General features: G+C 70.8%; 2 protein-coding genes. One reads left to right on the forward strand and one right to left on the reverse strand.

Annotated elements, in window-relative coordinates; genetic code table 11:
• On the forward strand, nucleotides 1–3,150 hold a 3,150-nt coding region (locus KBX53_RS26450), incomplete at its 5' end, for a S8 family serine peptidase (RefSeq protein WP_210862241.1).
• A 70-nt stretch (nucleotides 3,151–3,220) separates the two neighbouring features.
• Here KBX53_RS26450 and KBX53_RS26455 read toward each other — a convergent pair.
• On the reverse strand, nucleotides 3,221–3,519 hold a 299-nt coding region (locus KBX53_RS26455), incomplete at its 5' end, for a hypothetical protein (protein WP_247676256.1).

Below are 3,519 nucleotides of genomic sequence, written 5' to 3' on the forward strand. Positions count from 1 at the left end.
GCCGACACGCTGGGCGCGCACGACGCCAACCGGCTCGGCGAGGCCCGCGCCAAGACGGCCCCGTCGGTCACCCTGATCGACGCCCCCGAGAAGGGTGAGGCGGGGGACGTCGCCGACAGCCTGACCAAGCTCGGCGGGACGGTCAGCCAGCGGCAGGACCGGGTCGGCTTCGTGCTGGCCAAGGTCCCGACCGACAGCGTTCTCAAGGCGGCGCGGCTGCCCGGCGTCTCGGCCGTCGACCTGGACGAGGTCATCCAACTGCCGGACCCGACCCCGGAACGCACCACCACCGGCACCGCTGGCGCTCGGCAGGCCACCGTCGGGGCGCCGGGAGCGACCACCCCGGCCGACAACCCGTACATGCCGACGAACGAGACCGGCGCGGTGGCGTTCACCGCGGCCCACCCGGAGTGGGACGGCCGGGGCGTCACGATCGGCATCATGGACTCCGGCGTGGACCTGGCCCACCCGGCCCTGCAGCAGACCACCACCGGCGAGCGCAAGATCGTCGACTGGGTCACCGCCACCGACCCGCTGGAGGACGGCACCTGGCGGCGGATGCAGGCCGAGGTCGCCGGCCCGTCGTTCACCATCGCCGGTGGCACCTGGACGGCGCCGGCCGGCGCGTACCGGTTCAACCTGTTCAGCGAGTCGGTGACCACCAACAGCGACGCCCGGGGTGACGTCAACCGCGACGGCGACACCACCGACACCTGGGGTGTGCTCTACGACCCGGCCACCAACAACATCTGGGTGGACGCCAACCAGAACCTCAACTTCACCGACGACCCGATCATGCGGCCGTACAAGGAGAAGTACGACATCGGCTACTTCGGCACCGACAACCCGGCGACGCCGGTCGCCGAGCGGCAGCCCTTCGTCGTCGAGTTCCGCAAGAACGTGAACACCACGCCGATCGGGCTGCCGGGCACCTACGACTACGTCAACATCGGCATCGTCGAAAGCACCCACGGCACCCACGTCGCCGGCATCACCGCCGCCAACGACATGCTCGGCAACGGGGCCTTCGACGGCGCCGCGCCCGGCGCCAAGCTGGTTTCCGCCCGCGCCTGCTCCTGGGGCGGCGGCTGCACCGCGGCCGCCCTCACCACCGGCATGATCGACCTGGTGGCCAACCGTGGCGTCGACATCGTCAACATGTCGATCGGTGGCCTGCCGGGTCTGAACGACGGCAACAACGCGCGGACGAACCTCTACAACGAACTGATCGAGACGTACGGCGTGCAGTTGGTCATCTCGGCCGGCAACTCCGGCCCGGGTCTCAACACCGTCGGCGACCCGTCGGTCGCCAGCAACGTGATCAGCGTTGCCGCCAACATCAGCAAGGACACCTGGCTGGCCAACTACGGCTCGGTCGTCAAGAAGAAGAACGCTCTGTTCAACTTCTCCTCCCGCGGCCCGCGCGAGGACGGCGGTTTCAAACCGAACATCGCCGCCCCCGGCTCGGCCATCTCCACCGCACCGACCTGGCAACTCGGCGCCCCGGTCCCCGAGGCCGGGTACGCGCTGCCGCCGGGCTACGCGATGCTGAACGGCACGTCGATGGCGTCCCCGCAGACCGCCGGCGCGGGCGCGTTGCTGCTGTCGGCCGCCAAGGCCACCGACCGGGGCGTCAGCCCGGCGGCGCTGCGGCGGGCCCTGTACAGCTCCGCCAAGCCCATCGCGGACGTGCCGACGTACGCGCAGGGCTACGGCATGGTCAACGTGCCGGGCGCCTGGCAGCTGCTGCGCCAGGGCGTCGAAACCCGGTCGTACGTCTCCGACGCGCCGGTCTGCAGCCCCCTGGCCAACCAGCTGACCATCTGGAACGGTGTGAAGTTCGTGCCGAACCCGGGTCGGGGCACCGGCGTCTACAACCGCTGCGCCGCAGCCGAGGGCGGCCACAAGGTCGGCCAGAGCAAGACCTACCAGGTCAAGCTGACCCGCACCAGCGGCCCGGCCGGCACCATCAGGCACGACGTCACGCTCCAGGGCAACGACGGCACCTTCAAGGCACCGAAGACCGTCGCGTTGCCGCTCAACAAGACCGTCACCATCAGCGTCACCGCCAAGCCGGCCACCGAGGGTGCGCACGGGGCGATCATGCGGATCGACGACCCGGCCACCAACGTGGTCGACTTCGAGGTGTCCACAGTGGTGGTGGCCTCGAACGACGTGAAGAAGCCCAGCTTCTCGTACGCCAACGAGGGCTCGGTCGACCGGAACGGCTTCACGTCGTACTTCGTGACGGTGCCGGAGGGCGCCAAGGCGCTCCAGGTGAACCTCTCCGGGATCGCCACCGGTTCGCAGACCCGCTTCATCGCGATCAACCCGCTGGGTGTGCCGGTGGAGGCCACCACGAGCACCGTCTGCTACACCAACTTCTCCGACGTCAACGTCTGCAAGCCGCAGGAGCGTGACTACCAGAACCCGCTTCCCGGGGTCTGGGAGATCGAGGTGGAGTCGCGGCGCACGTCCCCGGCGCTGAACAACCCGTTCAAGCTCCAGGTGCGGGTGCAGGGCCTGACGGTCGAGCCGGCGCTGGTCGAGCTGCCCAGCGTCGAGGCCGGCGAGCCGACCCCGGTGAGCTGGAACGTCACCAACGCCTTCGGTCCGGTCTCGGTCAGCGGCCGCAGTGGCGCGCTGACCGGTGTCCGCACCGAGCGTCCGACCATCACCGAGGGCGGCCCCAACCAGGAGTGGACCGTCGAGATCCCGGCGGGCACCTCGACGTTCACCGCCCGGATCGGCAACCCCGCGAACGCGGGGGCCGACCTGGACCTGTTCGTCTACCTGGGGACCACCGAGGTCGGCCGGGCGGCCGACGGTGACTCGGAGGAGGCGGTGACGCTGAACAACCCGCCGGCCGGCACCTACCGCGTCGTGGTGGAGCCGTACGGGGTCGACGGGCCGGGCACGAGCACCGCCTACGACTACTACGACGCGTTCGCGTCCGCGTCGCTGGGCACGATCACCGCTCCGGCCGTCGCGGTGCCGCTGATGCACGGCGAGTCGGCCACCATCACCGGCACGGTGACCGCGGTGGCCGTTCCGGCCGACGGGCGTCAGCTCTCCGGTGAGCTGGCGATCGTCACGTCCGAGGGCGCGATCGTGGGTCGCGGCAACGTGTCCATCGGGGCGGTGAACTGATCCGCCCGTAACGCCGGCAGGAGCCCGTCCCCATGTTCGGGGGCGGGCTCCCGCGTGTCAGGGTGGGTGGTCAGGACCGGTGGGCGCTCTCCACCACGAACGGGGTGCCCTGCTGGCAGGTGGTCATCATGCCGGGCTCCACCCGACCGGTGACCTCGACGCGTGCGCCCGGCGTCAGCACGTCACGCGGGCCACCGAGCAGCAGGTATTCGCCGAGCAGTACGCACCCGGGCTCCACACCGCCCTGCACGGTGCCGCTCACCGTGGTGGCCCCGACGCCCGGCGGCGTGCTCGGGCCGCCCGGTTTCGGAGTCTTTCCTCCGGGCGGCGGGGTGGGGGTGACTGTCGCTGGCGAGACGGTCGGGTCGG

The organism is Micromonospora sp. M51 (assembly GCF_018070305.1).
Taxonomy (GTDB): domain Bacteria; phylum Actinomycetota; class Actinomycetes; order Mycobacteriales; family Micromonosporaceae; genus Micromonospora; species Micromonospora parva.